This window comes from Bacillus sp. SRB3LM (genome assembly GCF_015712745.1).
GTDB lineage: Bacteria > Bacillota > Bacilli > Bacillales > Bacillaceae_G > Bacillus_A > Bacillus_A thuringiensis_K.
Genome location: NZ_VWVQ01000008.1, coordinates 110,655 through 126,699 on the forward strand (window position 1 = coordinate 110,655; position 16,045 = coordinate 126,699).

The window sequence follows — 16,045 nt, forward strand, 5'->3', positions numbered from 1 at the left end:
TTATTCCATTCCTTTTTTTGTCATACTTTCTTTCAATTTCTCATGTTCTTCTTTTAATTTTATGTAATCGTGTATGACGTTTACCGCCGTCAATACCGCTAGTCTACTCGTGTCAAGCGAAGGATTCTTGGCATTGAGTTCGCGCATTTTATCATCCACAATCGCTGCTACCATGCGGATATGACTTGTACTTTCATCGCCAACAACTGAATATTGCTGACCATAGATTTCTACATTAATTCGACTTTTCTTTCCCTTTTGTTGTGACAACTCACCGGCCTCCAATCACGTACAGAATCCTAAAGTTTATCATACCATGAACCTTCATAATATGGAAACAGAAAGAACAATCCGATATGATAAAAATAACAATATAAAAAAAGGGGCGACCATTATGTCAAATTCTATCGTAATTCAAACAAATTCTACAGTAATTGAAGACATGAAACAACAATATAAACATTCGCTTAGCCCGAAAATTCCGCAAGGCGGTATCTTTATGGCTAAGGTGCCATCTTGCACGATTACAGCGTATAAATCTGGAAAAGTAATGTTCCAAGGAGGCCGCGCTGAAGCAGAAGCTTCTCGTTGGCAAACTGTCTCTCAAAGACCAAAAACAACTGTAAAAAAACCTGTCGATTCCCATCGTTATGCGCCGCCTGCTTCCATCAGTACAATGTCTATTGTAGGGTCTGATGAAGTTGGTACGGGAGATTTCTTTGGACCGATGACAGTCGTTGCTGTATATGTGGATGCAAAGCAAATTTCACTACTAAAAGAACTTGGTGTAAAAGACTCTAAAAACTTAAATGACGATCAAATTACTACCATTGCGAAACAACTTCTACACGTTGTTCCTTACAGCTCTCTTGTCCTTCATAATGAAAAATATAACGAGCTATTTGATAAAGGAAACAACCAAGGTAAGCTAAAAGCCTTGCTACATAATAAAGCTATTACAAACTTATTAGCTAAAATGGCACCTACAAAACCTGAAGGCGTCTTAATCGATCAATTCACACAACCTGATACATACTATAAATATTTAGCAAAACAAAAACAGGTACAGCGTGAAAATGTTTATTTCGCTACGAAAGGTGAAAGCGTCCATTTAGCAGTAGCCGCTGCTTCTATTTTAGCTCGCTACTCATTCGTAAAACAGTTTGACGAACTAAGTAAAAAAGCTGGTATGCCACTTCCAAAAGGTGCTAGTAAACAAGTTGATATCGCTGCTGCTAAATTAATTCAAAAGCTTGGTAAAGAACGATTACCTGAGTTTGTGAAACTGCATTTCGCTAATACGGAGAAGGCGCTTCGCTTATTAAAATAGTATCGACAAAAACAGGAGCCTACAAACTCCTGTTTTTTGTTTCATCCTACTATTGTCCTTATAGTTTTGTTATAATTTTAATATGCAGATTATTCTAACATAGGAGGAGATCTACATTGCTACTTCTACAAATGATTCTAAATATTTTACTAGGCGATCCACACGAAAGACAGTTCGAAATTAGAGAAAACATTCAGCTACTAAGTGAACAACCAGCGTTCAACGATTTAATAGAGCGTTATGGTCGATCTTTCTTATTAAACTTTCGGATTCGAAGATTTATCGGGAAACACGATGCACGCTTGTTAATACATAATCCAACAAAACTACAACACTTCTGTGAAGAACTTGAATGTATGATTAGAAAAAGGAGTTTTTTCATATGAACGCTGTAAAAGTTAAAAAGATATTATATGTTTTCGTACACCTCGTAGGCCCACTTTCTTACTTCACTATTTCTACCATTTGGGGAGCTTTTTTCACTACTAAATCCACATTCGAAAATATATCTGATAATCTTGGCATGATGGCCATCTATTACGTGTTCATGAGTTTACTGTGGTTTTTCTATTTAGATCGATTAGACAAAGACATAAATAAGATTACAAAAGAAATTAACGATAATAAGATGTAACACATAACAAAGGAGAGCCCTTAAGACTCTCCTTTGTTATGTTAGCTTCGTTTCTGCTTCTTATTTGATGAAGATACTTTATGAGAACCTGTTTCATGTGTCGTCGTTCCTTGTCCTTCAACTTCTGGAGAACCTAGGCTTGATCTTGAATGATCTTTTTTCACTTTTTTACTCATTTATATTCACCCCTTCGCGTTACTTTTTGCTACGGGAGAATAAACTATACAAAATAAAAAAGCGAGAGGAAATCCTCTCGCTTTTTTCATATTTTAGAATTCAGAAGAACCTGGAGTTCTTGGGAATGGAATTACGTCACGGATGTTAGCCATGCCAGTGATGTACATTAGGAAGCGCTCGAAACCTAGACCAAATCCAGCGTGTTTTGTACCGCCGTATTTTCTAAGTTCTAAGTACCACCAGTAGTCCTCTTCGTTCATACCTAATTCTTTAATTCTGTCTACTAAAACGTCCATTCTTTCTTCACGTTGGCTTCCGCCGATTAATTCGCCGATGCCAGGAACTAGAAGGTCAGTAGCAGCTACTGTTTTACCGTCTTCATTCAAACGCATGTAGAATGCTTTAATGTCTTTTGGATAGTCAGTTACGAATACAGGGCGTTTGAAGATTTCTTCTGATAAGTATCTTTCGTGCTCTGTTTGTAAGTCAATTCCCCATTCTACTGGGTATTTGAAGTCAGCACCTGATTCTTGAAGCACTTTAATTGCTTCTGTATAAGTGATGCGACCGAAGTCAGAGTTAATTACGTTGTTCATGCGCTCAAGAACTGTTTTATCAACGAAGCTGTTGAAGAATTCCATTTCTTCTGGTGCATGCTCTAATACGTATTTCATTGCATATTTCAGCATATCTTCTGTAAGGTTCATTACGTCCCCTAGTTCAGCGAATGCAATCTCAGGCTCAACCATCCAGAACTCAGCAGCGTGGCGAGTTGTGTTTGAGTTTTCTGCACGGAATGTAGGTCCGAATGTGTATACGTCACGGAATGCTAATGCATAAGCTTCAGCGTTCAGCTGTCCACTTACTGTTAAGTTTGTTTCTTTACCGAAGAAGTCTTTTGACTCATCAACTTTTCCGTCTTCACCTTTTGGTAGGTTATTTAAATCTTGCGTTGTTACGCGGAACATTTCGCCAGCACCTTCTGTATCACTACCAGTGATGATTGGTGTGTGAACATGTACGAATCCACGCTCTTGGAAGAATTGGTGAATCGCAAATGCTGCGATAGAACGTACGCGGAACGTTGCAGAGAATGCATTTGTTCTTGGACGTAAGTGAGCGATTGTACGTAAGTATTCAAACGTATGACGTTTCTTTTGAAGTGGGTAATCAGAATCTGATAAGCCCTCGATATCAATTTTTTCTGCTTTAATTTCAAATGGTTGCTTCGCTCCAGGCGTTGCAATTACTTTACCTTCTACTTTAACTGAAGAGCTAAGTGGAAGTTTTGCAATTTCTTTGAAGTTCTCTAATTCTGTATCGAAAACGATTTGAACGCTTTTGAAGAAGCTACCGTCGTTTAATTCGATGAAACCAAATGCTTTTGAATCACGTAAGTTACGAATCCACCCTGATACTTGTACTGTTTGATCTGCATACTTTTCTGTATCTCTATACAGACTTTTTACTAATGTGTTTTCCATAGTGAAATTCTCCTTTGCTCATATATTTAAATACAAAAAAACCTTTCATCCATAAAGGGACGAAAGGTTAAACTTCGCGGTACCACCCAATTTGTCATAAAGACCAACTTTAACTCGTATGTAATACATACTTCCCGGTTTATAACAGGCCGGATTCCCGTCTAAGCCTACTCTTGAATATAAGATTCAATTTCGGTTAGCAACTCCAAGGTGTTCTTCACATATACCGCCTCATCAGGCTCTCACCATCCCTGACTCGCTTTGGATTATAGTATATACTACTTTTCCTTATCATCGTCTTTCATTTTGTTAAACTAAAATTAATGTACTACATTCGAGAGAAAGATGCAAGGTGCCAAAAAATATATGAGCGATTTTTGTAATATATCGACTTACCGATAGTGTCCGACAACCAATCCAATAAAAAAATTGCCGGAATGAATCCGGCAATTTTCTAATTACTTACGTAACTCCGCACCGAATTTCTCTTCTACCGTTGTTAGTACACGGTTATGTGCTTCTGTTACTTCTTCGTCTGTTAATGTACGTTCTGCATCGAAGTAAGTCATAGAGAATGCAAGTGATTTCTTGCCTTCTTCCATTTTTTCACCTTCGTATAAGTCGAATAATGTTACATCTTTCAGAAGTTCTCCGCCAGCTTCAGCAATGACTTGCTTCATTTCACCAGCTTTTGTTTCTTTTGTTACTACAACAGCCATGTCACGTGTCATAGATGGGAAACGTGGAATTGCTGCGTAGTAAGTTTCTTCAGCGTCTGCACCGAATACTTTTACAAGAGATAATTCAAATACGAATGTATTTTTCACATCTAATTGTTTTTCTGCTTCTGGGTGCAATTGACCGATGAAACCAATTACTTCGCCATCCAATACGATGTCAGCTGTACGGCCTGGGTGCATACCTTCACGTTTTGCTGGTGCATATGTGATTTGGTTTGAAACGCCAAGCACGTCGAATAGTCCTTCTAGTACACCTTTCACAACGAAGAAGTCTACTACTTTCTTCTCACCTTGCCATGCATGGTGAAGAGCAAGACCTGTCATAACACCTGCAAGATGTTGTTCTTCTTTCGGAAGTTCTCCTTCTTCTGTCGGTAAGAAGATAGAACCTACCTCGTATAAAGCAACGCTGTCGTTTTTACGAGCGACATTGTATGAAACTGCTTCTAGTAATTGCGGTACTAAGCTTAAACGAAGTTGGCTACGTTCTTCACTCATTGGAAGTGCAAGACCTACAGGCGCCTTTTCGTTTGGCTCAACCATATATTGTTTCGCTTTATCAGCGCTTGTTAATGAATACGTGATTGCTTCATATAAACCAGCACCCTCTAAGAAGCGGCGTACTTTACGACGTTTCGTTTGTGCTGATGTTAATTTACCACGAGTCATCGTTCCAGAAGGTAATGTAACTGGAATATGGTCATAACCGTATAAACGGCCCACTTCTTCTACTAAGTCTTCTGAAATTGTAATATCAGGACGACGTGCTGGTACATTTACATGGAATGTTCCTTCTACTTCTGTGAATGGGAATTTCAAGTTTGTGAACATTGTACCCATTTCACTCGCAGAAATATTTGTACCTAATACACGGTTTACTTTTTCAGCAGTAACAGATACTGTACGCTCTTGTACTTGTAAGTTGTCAGCTTCTACTACACCTTCAAGTGCTTCACCGCCAGCATATTTCGCCATTAAAGCAGCTGCGTGTTGAATTGCTTCAAATGTACGTGTTGGGTCGATTCCTTTTTCGAAACGTGCACTTGATTCACTACGAAGGCCTAAGTCTTTTGATGTACGACGTACTGTTTGACCTGCAAAGTATGCAGACTCAATTAGAACGTTTACTGTCTCATTTGTAACTTCAGAATCCGCCCCGCCCATTACACCAGCAACAGCTAAAGCTTTCGTGCCGTTTGTAATTACAAGGTGGTGGCTTTGTAATGTACGCTCTTGATCATCTAACGTTTCAATTTTTTCGCCTTCTTTTGCAAGACGAACAACGATTTCTTTTGAACCTAATTTATCGTAATCGAATGCATGTAACGGTTGACCGTATTCCATTAAAATGTAGTTTGTAATATCAACTACGTTGCTAATCGGACGGATGCCAGCTGCCATAAGACGAGTTTGCATCCACATTGGTGACGGACCAATCTTTACGTTTTTAACCATTTTTGCAATGTATAATGGGTTTTCTTCTTTCGCTTCTACACTTACAGAAATATAATCAGAAGTTTTTTCTGCTGTTTCTTGTAAGTCGATAGCTGGAAGTTTTACTTCGCGGCCATAAATAGCAGCTACTTCGTAAGCAACACCTAACATGTTTAAGCAATCTGCACGGTTTGGTGTTAAGCCAAGCTCAAGCACTTCATCGTGTAAGTTTAAAATTTCAAGTGCATCTGCACCAACTTCAGCGTCACTTGGGAAGATGAAGATACCATCTGCGTATTCTTTTGAAACTAACTTGCCATCAATACCAAGCTCTTGAAGAGCACAAACCATACCGTGAGAAGCTTCACCACGTAGTTTTGCTTTTTTAATTTTGAAGTTGCCAGGAAGTACAGCTCCAACTTTTGCAACTGGTACTTTTAAACCTTTTGCAATGTTAGGAGCTCCACAAATAATTTGAACTGGCTCTTCTTCACCGATATCGATTAAGCATTTGCTTAATTTATCAGCTTCTGGGTGTTTTTCACATTCTAATACGTGACCAACTACAACACCTTTTACACCTTTATTTAATACTTCAACGCCTTCTACTTCAATACCACTTTTCGTGATTTTGTCTGCTAGTTCTTGTGCTGTTACATCTTTAATATCTACATACTCTTGTAACCAACGATATGATACGAACATATTTATCCTCTCCTTCCCTTACGCTCGTTTGAATTGTTGTAAGAAACGTACATCATTTGTATAGAAATGACGAATGTCATCTACTCCGTATTTCAACATTGCGATACGCTCTGCGCCCATACCGAATGCGAAACCTTGATATTCTTTTGAATCATAACCAGCCATTTCAAGTACGTTCGGGTGAACCATACCTGCGCCTAGAATTTCAATCCAGCCAGTTCCTTTACAAGTGCCGCAACCTTTGCCATGACACATCATACAAGAAATATCCATCTCTACAGATGGCTCTGTGAATGGGAAGAAACTTGGACGAAGACGGATTTCACGATCTTCACCGAACATCTTTTTCACGAATACTTGCAGTGTACCTTTTAAGTCACTCATACGAATGTTTTTATCAATTACAAGACCTTCAATTTGCATGAACTGATGTGAATGCGTCGCATCGTCGTCATCACGGCGATACACTTTACCAGGACAAATAATTTTAATCGGGCCTTTTTCTTTATTATTTTCCATCGTACGTGCTTGCACAGAAGATGTATGTGTACGTAGTAACGTTTCTTCTGTAATGTAGAATGTATCTTGCATATCACGCGCTGGGTGATCTTTCGGTAAGTTTAGTGCTTCGAAGTTGTAGTAGTCTTTTTCTACTTCTGTTCCTTCAGCTACTTCATAACCCATACCGATGAATACATCTTCAATTTGCTCAACAACAGCTGTTAACGGATGGTGACAACCTGTTTCAACAGGACGACCTGGCAGTGTAACATCGATTGTTTCAGTAGCTAATTTCGCTTCGATTACCGCTTTTTCTAAGTTACTAATTTTGTCATCTAAACGCGTTTGAATCGCTTCACGCACTTCATTTACTAATGCTCCCATACGTGGACGCTCTTCTGCTGACAATTTTCCCATGCCGCGTAATACTTCTGTAATTGGACCTTTTTTTCCTAAATACGCTACGCGTACGTCGTTTAAGCTCTTTAGCTCTTTCGCTTCTTCAATAAGCTCTAACGCTTTTTGCTTTAGCTCTTTTAAACGTGCTTCCATTTTGGAACCCTCCTAATTTTAAAAATAAAAAAACCTCGCTCCCAAAAAGGGACGAGGTAAATTCGCGGTACCACCCTAAATTGACAGAACAAGTCTGCCCACTCATTAGTTATAACGATCAATTCTGACCGGAACGCCTTTACATATACATGGTCCTGGCGTCAACTCCAGAGGTGAATTCACTTCCGTCTACCATAAGAATGCTTTCAGTCTACGGCACTCTCTCCCTATATGGCGATTTTGTAAGTTACTCTTCTCTATCAACGTTTTTCGTTATTTAACTTTTAATATAATGTACTTCAACTTATTATAAGAAGTTTTTTATTTGTTCGCAACCGGGCTTTGCAAATAATACGTTAAAATCCCTGCTGCAACCGCAACATTTAATGATTCTGCCCCGCCGTAAATCGGAATATACAAGTTTTGATCCGTTTTTGCAAGAATTTCTTGGCGTACGCCGTTCCCTTCATTTCCTACAATTAATGCAAAACTGCCAGCCGGCGTTACTTCACCATACGGAACTCCATTTTCAAGAGCTGTTCCATATACAGGAACGTTATTTTCTTTTAACTTGTCTACCCATTCTTCTAAGTTCCCTTTTACAATTGGCAAGTGGAAAATAGAGCCTTGTGTAGAGCGGAGTACTTTACTATTGTAAACATCAACACAACCTTCTCCAAGCACAACGGCGTGAATACCAGCTGCATCAGCTGTACGAATAATTGTTCCTAAATTACCTGGGTCTTGCAGGCCATCTAATAAAAGGAATTTCCCATCAGTAAGAGCTACTTCTTTCTCATGCTTCTCACAAACAGCAAATACACCTTGCGTCGTTTCTGTTTCACGAAGTATTTTTACAATCGCCTCAGGTACGATATACATTTCCACATCATTAACTGTCCAATCTTTCGGAAGGTCTGTCTGATCTGAAACGATAAGTTCTGTTACAATCCCTGTCTTCAAAGCTTCCTCGACTAAGTGGAATCCTTCTACAAAAAATAAACCTTTTTTATCGCGTTCTTTTTTCGTTTGCAGCTTTTTCCACTGCTTTACACGCGGATTTTGTACTGAATCAATGTTTTTCATAATATGTATTTCCCTCTCTTCTTGTCTTATCATTATAGCCTATTTTTCATACATATTTACATAAAAAAGAACAAAAACTAACGTCAGTTTCAATTCTGAAGAAGAGGTGAAAGCAATGAGTTTTAATTTACGCGGTGCCGTATTAGCGAATGTATCTGGAAATTCACAAGATCAATTACAAGAAACAATCGTCGATGCAATTCAAAGCGGTGAAGAAAAAATGCTTCCAGGTCTTGGCGTTTTATTTGAAGTCATTTGGAAAAACGCTGATGAAAATGAAAAGCACGAAATGTTAGAAACACTAGAGCAAGGATTAAAAAAATAAGCAATTTGAAAATCACCTTTGCATCAGCTAAGGTGATTTTTTTGCGGAAAATTTTTTTCTTCTCCTAAACATTTCTACTTTACTAACGAACTATGATGGAGTACAATGTTCAAAATACATTTAAACCGATCGATTTTTCTTCATATACACCATAAGATAAAAGGAGTGAATGTTTTATGCACCGTATTACGCTTGAACAAATTTTTAAACACCACATTACACAAAAATACGTAAACCGTTCTGGAATGGTCCACGCGATCGCTGTCGCTTACCATGCGTTTCACCTAGCCAAAAAGCATCACGCCTCAGTCGATGCTGCCACAAAAGCTGGCTTCCTTCATGATATCGGACATCATACGTGGTACACAGGCGGCGAATGGGATTATGACTTATATAAAAAGAATGATATCCATGCAATTAAAGGCGCTGAAAGAGCACATAAATTACTTATTAGATTAGGAGAACATCCAAAACTAGCAAAAGAAATTTCTATTGCAATTCTTCTTCATACAGATTCTTTCTTAGTGGAACAAGAAATTGAAAGAACATCTCTTCAAAATATTATTAAATGGGCAGATGAAGCAGATGAAGAACCGGGCGGAGCGCATCATTATCGAACAATTTCTTATGAAAAAGCACTTAAAGCAATTCAGCAATTAGATCGATTGGTAGAGCGTGAATTGCAAATAGAGCAAGCAAAATTGAATAACAAGACAGAACATAGTTATCAATGAGAAAGAGGCATCACTACAGGGTGATACCTCTTTTATTATTTTGTGGAAAATACACCTTTATATGTAATATTTAAATATTACGCCTGAAAACAAAATGCCTTATAATTAAATATACAAATATAAAGAGGTGATTCTACATATGCAACCCGCTACACAACTTTCTAATGAACAGAAATACTCTATGTCATGGGGACAATTTATTAGCTCCGTTGTATTCGCTTTTTTCGGAACCGGACTTATTACTGTGTTCCTCGCAATGCCCTTAACAATTTATACAGCTGGTCTTACAGATAAAAAACAAATTGCCCTGTATGAATCTATCGTAAATACTGCAAGTATTGTATTCCAGCTAGCCGTGTTGTTATTCTTCATTTTTAAATTCGAACCCGCAAAAAAATTACTACTACAATCATTTAACTTTAAAGCACTGAAAGAATGGCGTACATACGTATACTTACTTCTTTTCTTCGCTATAAACATTTTACTCAATTACATCTTGTTAAATTATGTGTTCCAAGACGCAACAAAGCAGCAATCTTCCGCACTAAACTTAGATGTCTTTAAGCAATATGAAATATTATTACTTCTCGGCTTTGCAATACTCACACCAATTTTTGAAGAGCTTATTTTCCGTGGCTTTATACTTCGCTTTTTCTCAGAACGCTTTCCATTTTGGATTGCAGCGATTATAACAAGCTTCTTCTTCGGTATCGCTCATACATACTCACTTGGGGTAATGGTCATTACTTTCTTCATGGGATTATTAATGGCTATTTTATGTAAAAAAACAAAATCCATTATTCCAGCTATGTTATTTCATATTATGAATAATTTGTTGGCATTCTTGAATTAGAAAGAGGTATCCTCACGATACCTCTTTTATTAATTCGTATGATCACTTCTCATCTCTATCAATTTATACATATTTATTAATAATATCCAAAATAAACCTCATGTAGTAAAATATAACTTAATTCATATAAAGGAGTTTACATATGTTCAGTGTTATTTGGATGCTTTTCACGCCACTTCTCTTACTATGCGGGATTGCTGGTGGTATTTTTTTAATAGTAACAGGAATTAAATATCGGAAATTACTCGTTGGTTTAATGGGGCTACTTAGCCTATCCTTTGTCACACTACCTTTTGTTTTTTTAAGTATAGGAATTAATATGGATACAATCTTCCCCATTCCAACTGCTCTTTACTGGGTCCTATTCTCTTTAACTGGATTATTAGCAGGGATAAGTGGATTCCAAGCAAAAATTAAAAGTATACGTAATATGGGATTCATTATTTTTACCATTGGAATATTAGGGGTTATCTTCTGGGTACTCATGTCTGTAGGTGATTGATTCTATATATAACTTTTTTCGAAACCCACAAATCGGAGGTAATACAGAAATGTTCGGAATATTAATTTGGATGATTTTAGCTTTTACTTTAATGTTATGCGAATTCATCGTCGGCATTTTTTTAATTATTGCTGGTATGAAATGTCGTAAATCATTTACTATTATAGCTGGTTTAATTAGCATATCGCTTATCGTTGTTCCTATCGTTTGTATAGGTTCTGGAATAGATTTACAGGAGGTGGTTCCAATTTCGGGAACTTTATATTGGTGCCTGTTCTCTTTAGCTGGACTATTAGCTATTATAAGCGGCAGGCAAATATCGAGTATTTGTTCTATGGGGACGATTTTGTTTATAACAGGGCTGTGCTCCATAACTGGTTATCATCTTTTATATGTTACTGCATAAAAAAGCACAAAAAAGCAGGGAAATTAATTCCCTGCTTTTCTATTTGGTTTATTGCCTGATTGTAAGAAGAACGATAACACCCAAGCGATACCTGCTAGTATCGTTGCGATTAAGAAGGCATCGTTAATACCGTTAATTGCAGATAGCTTTGAAATTTGTCCATATAATAGTTGTGTGCTCATCGCATCTCCTGCTTGAGCCGATCCAGCTAAGGCCGCTAAGCTTTGGCCCATGCCGTGTACTTTATCAACTAAAATTGGGTTGGATGTTGTTAACATATTGCCGTAATCTGCTACGTGAGCAGTTGTTTGTTGCGTCATAAGTGTGATTAAAATCGCTGTTCCGATTGAACCAGCTACTTGTCTTGACGTATTTTGCGTTGCTGTACCGTGAGAAATTAATTTCATCGGCAGTGCGTTCATACCAGCTGTCATAATTGGCATCATAATGAATGACATACCAATTGAACGTATAATATAATCCGTCATAATAACGCTATACGGTGTATCCATCGATAATTTTGTAAATTCATATGTCGCATACGTCGTAATTGCCAATCCAATTATCGCTAATGGACGAATGCCATATTTATCGAATAATTTACCCGCTACTGGTCCCATGATTCCCATAATTAATGATCCTGGAAGAAGTAGTAAACCAGATTCAATTGGCGTAAAGCCACGAATGTTTTGCAGATATACTGGAAGTAATAACATACCTCCAAATAGTGCCATCGTTACGATTGCGTTAATTACTAAAGTAAAAGTAAATACTGGATATTTAAATACTTGTAAATCAAGCATTTTATTGTCCGTTGTTAACTCTCTCCAAATAAATAACGCTAAACCAATTACACCGATAACAAGTGAAATAATGACTTCTGCACTAGTCCAACTATTATTTCCAGCTTCACTAAATCCGTACAATAAGCTTCCTAGTCCAATACTTGAACTAACCACACCGAATATATCTAATTTCGTTTTAGACACTGGCTGAGCTAGTGTAAAGAATTTTAAAGATAGGAACGTAATAATTAAACCGATAATAAACATCGCATAGAACATTACATTCCAACTATAATTTTCAATCACCCAACCTGTTACAGTTGGTCCGATAGCTGGTGCTAAAATCATTGCTACACCTAGTAACCCCATCGCTGCTCCGCGTTTATGAGGCGGGAATAATGTCATGAAGATATTCATACCAACCGGCATTAAAATACCCGCACCAACTGCTTGAATTACACGGCCTGTCATCATCATTGTAAAGTTTCCTGAAGTAGCACAAATGATAGATCCTACCGTAAAGAATAACATTGCGGCTACGAATAATTTACGATACGTAAATCGTGAAACTAAAAAGGCACTAATCGGTACTAAAATACCATTTACAAGCATGAAGCCTGTAATTAACCATTGTGCTGTTGAAGTCGATACGTTAAATTCATTCATTAACGGAGGTAATGCAACGTTAATGATTGTTTGGTTTAAAATAGAAACGAACATGCCGAGAATTAATACAGCTACAACTGCTTTTACATTCACATTCTCTACAGGCGTAGACATTTGTTTTTTCGGCACTTCTTTTTCTTGTTTTACTTCTTCTTGCTTTCCTGTTTCTAACTCAACTACATTAGAAATTTCCGATTCTTGCTTTCGTTCAATTTCTTTCTCTTCTGTTTCAACTTTACTTACTTCTATTTTACTTACGGCTGGGACTTGTTCTTCTCCCATTTTCGTTTTTTTCTTTCGTAAAAGACGATTTACAAGGAAGAAGACGATTATACAAAATAGTGCATATCCTGCAATTACAATTGAGGACATCTCATCTCCCCCTTACTTATGAATACGAACTGTCACATTCATGCCAGGAACAATATTTACTGATTTGCTATGGTCTAAAGAAATTTTAACTGGTACTACTTGTGTTACTTTCGTATAGTTCGCTGTTGCGTTGCTTGATGGCAACATAGAGAATGTATTCGCTGTTGTTAAGCCAACTTGTTCTACTTTTCCTGTTAACGTTGTATCTGGGTATGCATCTACATACACATCTACATCTTGACCTTTTTGAACATCATCGACATCTGTTTCTTCAATGTTTGCTGTTACCCATAAATTGTTCATATCGAATGCGTAAGCAATCGGGCTACCAGCTCCAACGAAAGCATTTGTTGTTGCGTTTGATTGTACAACCGTTGCATTTTGTGGAATTGTTACATCTACTGTTTGTTCTCCATTAGCTGCCGCTACAGTAACAGTACCTAGTTTATCGTTCTCATTATAATTTTTTCCTACTTCAGCTTTCCAGTCAGTTAGTTTACCTGCTACTGGTGAAGCAACCGGAATTACCTTTCCATCAATCTTTGCATTGTCTGTTTTTAAGTAATTTTCCGTTTGGTTGTAATAGTAATAACCGCCAATACCGCCGCCAACTAGTACAATTAATGTGATAATGTTGATAATTACCATTCTTCGAAACTGATTCATTGCATTCCTCTCCTTATATCGCATATAATTTTTTTCTAAACTATTTATGTCCTTATTGTTTAGATTGTTTAATTGTTAATTATATTAACCTTTTAACAAAAAAATCACACCATCTGCAGCATAAATCGAAATTTATCTACCTGCGAGCGGTGCTGATTTCTGAAGGACTATCGTTTATAATTATAAATAATTATTTTGAATCTACAACCGACAATTTACGTATGAAATGTCGCTTAAACAACAATATAATACCAATATGTTGTTTAAGTATAGAAAATTAAACGAGGAGAAGAAAAATGTCTATTAAAAATACAAATGATCCACGTGTAAAGCGAACGAGACAACTCATTCAGGATGCTTTTGTCGCTTTAGTAGGCGAAAAAGGCTTTGAAAATGTAACTGTTCAACATATTGCAGAACGCGCTCCTGTAAATCGCGCTACATTTTATAGCCATTACCATGATAAATATGACCTATTAGACAAAAGTATTGAAGAAATGTTAGAGAAGCTAGCAGAAGTAATTAAACCGAAAAATAGAAATAAAGAAGATTTTCAACTTACATTCGATTCACCTCACCCTACATTTTTGGCTTTATTCGAACATATCGCAGAAAATGTAAACTTTTATAACGTTATGCTTGGGGATAAAGCTGCCGGAAACTACTCTTATAAAATGATGAAAACAATACAAGTGCATTTAACATTAAGCTTGTCTATTTCACAACCAGATGATGAAGATCTTATGGTTCCTCGTGATATTTTGATTAGTTATGTTACAGGGGCTCACATCGGAATGATTATGTCATGGTTAAAAAGAGGAATGATATATACTCCGCATTTTATGGCGATGCAATTAACTCGTTTAATTATTTTAGGCGCTCATACTGCAGCAGGATTAGAACGGCCTTTTTAAAACATAAAAAAGCGAAGGAGAATCTCCTTCGCTTTTTCTATTAATTAAATGTAATGTTATGTACAGCCTCTTTATCAAGACGTTTAATAACTTCTACAATTAACTTCACTGCATTTTCATAATCATCACGGTGTAACATTGCCGCATGAGAATGGATATAGCGCGTTGCAATTGTAATTGCCATAGAAGGAATACCATTTACAGCAATGTGAATCGCACCCGCATCCGTTCCTCCGCCCGCTACTGAATCATATTGATACGGGATTTGTAATTCATCAGCAACATCAACTACGAAATCACGTAAACCTGTATGTCCAATAACAGAAGCATCATATAAAATGATTTGTGGTCCATCGCCCATTTTACTTTGCGCTTCTTTTGACGTTACACCCGGTGTATCTCCAGCGATACCAACATCTACTGCGAACGCGATATCTGGTTTAATATAATTCGCAGATGTTTTTGCGCCACGAAGACCGACTTCTTCTTGTACAGTTCCAACGCCGTATACAACGTTTGGATGCTTTTCATCTTTTAATTGTTTTAATACGTCAATTGCAATTGCACAACCGATTCGGTTATCCCATGCTTTTGCAAGTAACATTTTTTCATTCTTCATCACTTGGAATTCAAAGTAAGGTACAACTTGATCTCCTGGTCGTACGCCCCACTCCATCGCTTCTTCTTGGCTAGAAGCACCGATATCGATGAACATGTCTTTAATTTCAACTGGCTTTTTACGAGCTTCTGGAGGTAAGATGTGCGGTGGTTTTGAACCAATTACACCTGTTACATCTCCTTTACGCGTTACAATCGTCACGCGTTGCGCAAGCATAACTTGTGACCACCAGCCACCAACCGTTTGGAAGCGAAGGAAACCTTTGTCATCGATTTGTGTAATCATAAATCCAACTTCATCTAAATGACCTGCAACCATAATTTTCGGGCCGTTTTCTTCCCCTACTTTTTTCGCAACTAAACTCCCTAAATTATCAGTAGAAAGTTCGTCCGCAAACGGCTCGATATATTTCTTCATTACTTCACGTGGTTCACGTTCGTTACCAGCAATACCACGTGCATCCGTTAATTCTTTTAGCATTGTCAATGTCGCGTCTAATTTTGTCATTGCCAACACCCTCCTTTTTCTTCAGTCAATTCATTATACAATAATTAAATTGA

18 protein-coding genes and 2 other annotated features are annotated in these 16,045 nt (G+C 37.4%); of the genes, 9 read left to right on the forward strand and 9 right to left on the reverse strand.

The window, feature by feature from the left end:
* Nucleotides 1-270: a cell division protein ZapA gene (zapA, locus tag F3I02_RS07435; RefSeq protein WP_000082701.1), complete on the reverse strand. Its 270-nt coding sequence runs from the start codon at nucleotides 268-270 to the stop codon at nucleotides 1-3.
* 124 nt (nucleotides 271-394) lie between these two features.
* Between zapA and rnhC the strand changes: the two genes are divergently transcribed.
* The 3 genes from rnhC to F3I02_RS07450 all read left to right on the forward strand — a co-directional run bounded on the left by rnhC (nucleotide 395) and on the right by F3I02_RS07450 (nucleotide 1,964).
* On the forward strand, nucleotides 395-1,330 hold the full coding sequence (gene rnhC / locus F3I02_RS07440; RefSeq protein ID WP_196477786.1) for a ribonuclease HIII: 936 nt from the start codon (nucleotides 395-397) through the stop codon (nucleotides 1,328-1,330).
* Nucleotides 1,331-1,446: 116 nt separating this feature from the next.
* Nucleotides 1,447-1,716 carry a hypothetical protein gene (locus tag F3I02_RS07445; protein ID WP_000925538.1) on the forward strand — a complete coding sequence of 90 codons (270 nt, stop codon included), beginning with the start codon at nucleotides 1,447-1,449 and terminating at the stop codon, nucleotides 1,714-1,716.
* Nucleotides 1,713-1,964 (forward strand): hypothetical protein, encoded by a 252-nt coding sequence (locus tag F3I02_RS07450; protein ID WP_000994744.1) that lies wholly within the window; start codon nucleotides 1,713-1,715, stop codon nucleotides 1,962-1,964. Before F3I02_RS07445 ends, F3I02_RS07450 begins: the two co-directional genes overlap by 4 nt.
* Before the next feature lie 41 nt (nucleotides 1,965-2,005).
* Here the strand turns inward: F3I02_RS07450 and F3I02_RS07455 are convergent, their stop codons facing one another.
* The 5 genes from F3I02_RS07455 to F3I02_RS07475 form a co-directional block, all read right to left on the reverse strand.
* A complete protein-coding gene (locus F3I02_RS07455) occupies nucleotides 2,006-2,140 on the reverse strand; it encodes a YuzL family protein (protein ID WP_000039594.1) in 135 nt (44 codons plus the stop codon).
* Nucleotides 2,141-2,233: 93 nt separating this feature from the next.
* A complete protein-coding gene (gene asnS, locus F3I02_RS07460) occupies nucleotides 2,234-3,625 on the reverse strand; it encodes an asparagine--tRNA ligase (RefSeq protein WP_000432177.1) in 1,392 nt (463 codons plus the stop codon).
* Between the two features lie 52 nt (nucleotides 3,626-3,677).
* Nucleotides 3,678-3,929 (reverse strand) — a binding site (T-box leader).
* 154 nt (nucleotides 3,930-4,083) lie between these two features.
* On the reverse strand, nucleotides 4,084-6,504 hold the full coding sequence (gene pheT, locus F3I02_RS07465; protein ID WP_074593625.1) for a phenylalanine--tRNA ligase subunit beta: 2,421 nt from the start codon (nucleotides 6,502-6,504) through the stop codon (nucleotides 4,084-4,086).
* Between the two features lie 18 nt (nucleotides 6,505-6,522).
* Complete coding sequence (pheS, locus tag F3I02_RS07470; protein WP_000388226.1) at nucleotides 6,523-7,557, reverse strand: phenylalanine--tRNA ligase subunit alpha; 1,035 nt, start codon at nucleotides 7,555-7,557, stop codon at nucleotides 6,523-6,525.
* A gap of 44 nt (nucleotides 7,558-7,601) precedes the next feature.
* Nucleotides 7,602-7,830: a binding site (T-box leader), on the reverse strand.
* A gap of 48 nt (nucleotides 7,831-7,878) precedes the next feature.
* Nucleotides 7,879-8,676 carry a TrmH family RNA methyltransferase gene (locus F3I02_RS07475; protein ID WP_002026395.1) on the reverse strand — a complete coding sequence of 266 codons (798 nt, stop codon included), beginning with the start codon at nucleotides 8,674-8,676 and terminating at the stop codon, nucleotides 7,879-7,881.
* Between the two features lie 82 nt (nucleotides 8,677-8,758).
* Between F3I02_RS07475 and sspI the strand changes: the two genes are divergently transcribed.
* The 5 genes from sspI to F3I02_RS07500 all read left to right on the forward strand — a co-directional run bounded on the left by sspI (nucleotide 8,759) and on the right by F3I02_RS07500 (nucleotide 11,463).
* Nucleotides 8,759-8,968, forward strand: coding sequence for a small acid-soluble spore protein SspI (gene sspI, locus F3I02_RS07480; RefSeq protein WP_000009509.1), 210 nt, complete (start codon nucleotides 8,759-8,761; stop codon nucleotides 8,966-8,968).
* Between the two features lie 176 nt (nucleotides 8,969-9,144).
* Nucleotides 9,145-9,702 carry an HD domain-containing protein gene (locus tag F3I02_RS07485; RefSeq protein ID WP_000554786.1) on the forward strand — a complete coding sequence of 186 codons (558 nt, stop codon included), beginning with the start codon at nucleotides 9,145-9,147 and terminating at the stop codon, nucleotides 9,700-9,702.
* Nucleotides 9,703-9,841: 139 nt separating this feature from the next.
* Complete coding sequence (locus tag F3I02_RS07490; protein ID WP_074593626.1) at nucleotides 9,842-10,555, forward strand: CPBP family intramembrane glutamic endopeptidase; 714 nt, start codon at nucleotides 9,842-9,844, stop codon at nucleotides 10,553-10,555.
* Nucleotides 10,556-10,697: 142 nt separating this feature from the next.
* Nucleotides 10,698-11,057 (forward strand): DNA-binding protein, encoded by a 360-nt coding sequence (locus F3I02_RS07495; RefSeq protein ID WP_196477787.1) that lies wholly within the window; start codon nucleotides 10,698-10,700, stop codon nucleotides 11,055-11,057.
* A 49-nt stretch (nucleotides 11,058-11,106) separates the two neighbouring features.
* On the forward strand, nucleotides 11,107-11,463 hold the full coding sequence (locus F3I02_RS07500; RefSeq protein ID WP_196477788.1) for an ammonia permease: 357 nt from the start codon (nucleotides 11,107-11,109) through the stop codon (nucleotides 11,461-11,463).
* A 23-nt stretch (nucleotides 11,464-11,486) separates the two neighbouring features.
* On the opposite strand, the gene F3I02_RS07505 is transcribed toward F3I02_RS07500, so the two are convergent.
* Nucleotides 11,487-13,286, reverse strand: a complete 1,800-nt coding sequence (locus F3I02_RS07505; protein WP_000095299.1) for a DHA2 family efflux MFS transporter permease subunit — start codon at nucleotides 13,284-13,286, stop codon at nucleotides 11,487-11,489.
* 12 nt (nucleotides 13,287-13,298) lie between these two features.
* Nucleotides 13,299-13,952, reverse strand: a complete 654-nt coding sequence (locus F3I02_RS07510; protein ID WP_001071419.1) for an HlyD family secretion protein — start codon at nucleotides 13,950-13,952, stop codon at nucleotides 13,299-13,301.
* Nucleotides 13,953-14,248: 296 nt separating this feature from the next.
* Between F3I02_RS07510 and F3I02_RS07515 the strand changes: the two genes are divergently transcribed.
* The gene (locus F3I02_RS07515) at nucleotides 14,249-14,866 is read left to right on the forward strand and encodes a TetR/AcrR family transcriptional regulator (protein WP_000023661.1); all 618 of its coding nucleotides are present in this window, start codon (nucleotides 14,249-14,251) and stop codon (nucleotides 14,864-14,866) included.
* Nucleotides 14,867-14,906: 40 nt separating this feature from the next.
* Here F3I02_RS07515 and F3I02_RS07520 read toward each other — a convergent pair whose 3' ends face one another.
* Nucleotides 14,907-15,992, reverse strand: coding sequence for a M42 family metallopeptidase (locus F3I02_RS07520; RefSeq protein WP_000163555.1), 1,086 nt, complete (start codon nucleotides 15,990-15,992; stop codon nucleotides 14,907-14,909).
* Between the last annotated feature and the right edge of the window lie 53 nt (nucleotides 15,993-16,045).

Bases quoted from the DNA above. Each gene is read 5' to 3' on its own strand.
- F3I02_RS07520 (WP_000163555.1), bottom strand. From the start codon at position 15,992: ATGACAAAATTAGACGCGACATTGACAATGCTAAAAGAATTAACGGAT.
- pheS (WP_000388226.1), bottom strand. From the start codon at position 7,557: ATGGAAGCACGTTTAAAAGAGCTAAAGCAAAAAGCGTTAGAGCTTATT.
- F3I02_RS07485 (WP_000554786.1), top strand. From the start codon at position 9,145: ATGCACCGTATTACGCTTGAACAAATTTTTAAACACCACATTACACAA.
- F3I02_RS07495 (WP_196477787.1), top strand. From the start codon at position 10,698: ATGTTCAGTGTTATTTGGATGCTTTTCACGCCACTTCTCTTACTATGC.
- F3I02_RS07500 (WP_196477788.1), top strand. From the start codon at position 11,107: ATGTTCGGAATATTAATTTGGATGATTTTAGCTTTTACTTTAATGTTA.
- sspI (WP_000009509.1), top strand. From the start codon at position 8,759: ATGAGTTTTAATTTACGCGGTGCCGTATTAGCGAATGTATCTGGAAAT.
- asnS (WP_000432177.1), bottom strand. From the start codon at position 3,625: ATGGAAAACACATTAGTAAAAAGTCTGTATAGAGATACAGAAAAGTAT.
- rnhC (WP_196477786.1), top strand. From the start codon at position 395: ATGTCAAATTCTATCGTAATTCAAACAAATTCTACAGTAATTGAAGAC.
- pheT (WP_074593625.1), bottom strand. From the start codon at position 6,504: ATGTTCGTATCATATCGTTGGTTACAAGAGTATGTAGATATTAAAGAT.
- F3I02_RS07505 (WP_000095299.1), bottom strand. From the start codon at position 13,286: ATGTCCTCAATTGTAATTGCAGGATATGCACTATTTTGTATAATCGTC.
- F3I02_RS07450 (WP_000994744.1), top strand. From the start codon at position 1,713: ATGAACGCTGTAAAAGTTAAAAAGATATTATATGTTTTCGTACACCTC.
- F3I02_RS07510 (WP_001071419.1), bottom strand. From the start codon at position 13,952: ATGAATCAGTTTCGAAGAATGGTAATTATCAACATTATCACATTAATT.
- F3I02_RS07475 (WP_002026395.1), bottom strand. From the start codon at position 8,676: ATGATAAGACAAGAAGAGAGGGAAATACATATTATGAAAAACATTGAT.
- F3I02_RS07515 (WP_000023661.1), top strand. From the start codon at position 14,249: ATGTCTATTAAAAATACAAATGATCCACGTGTAAAGCGAACGAGACAA.
- F3I02_RS07455 (WP_000039594.1), bottom strand. From the start codon at position 2,140: ATGAGTAAAAAAGTGAAAAAAGATCATTCAAGATCAAGCCTAGGTTCT.
- F3I02_RS07490 (WP_074593626.1), top strand. From the start codon at position 9,842: ATGCAACCCGCTACACAACTTTCTAATGAACAGAAATACTCTATGTCA.